The organism is Streptomyces chisholmiae (assembly GCF_031845445.1).
Taxonomy (GTDB): domain Bacteria; phylum Actinomycetota; class Actinomycetes; order Streptomycetales; family Streptomycetaceae; genus Streptomyces; species Streptomyces chisholmiae.
On sequence record NZ_JAVREO010000324.1, the window covers coordinates 1 to 255 of the forward strand.

1 protein-coding gene is annotated in these 255 nt (G+C 71.0%); it reads left to right on the forward strand.

The features are described 5' to 3' along the window. On the forward strand, positions 1-255 hold a 255-nt coding region (locus tag RM844_RS33405; RefSeq protein WP_311671164.1), incomplete at both ends, for a winged helix-turn-helix domain-containing protein.

Genomic DNA, 255 nt, shown 5'->3' on the forward strand with positions numbered 1-255 from the left:
CGTTCCGTGCAGCGTTGGCGGCAGTTGTGGGACGAGGGCGGTCCGCGGGCTCTGCGGTCACAGGGACCGGCGTCGCTGCCGAGGCTGAGCCAGAAGCAGTTCGCCCAGTTGGAGGCGGAGCTGGCCACGGGGCCCGCCGCGCACGGCTGGGAGGACCAGCGGTGGACGCTCGCGCGGATCAAGACGGTGATCGGCCGGCGCTTCCATCTGACGTACACCATCCAGGGCGTGCGGAAGATGCTGGTGCGCAACGGC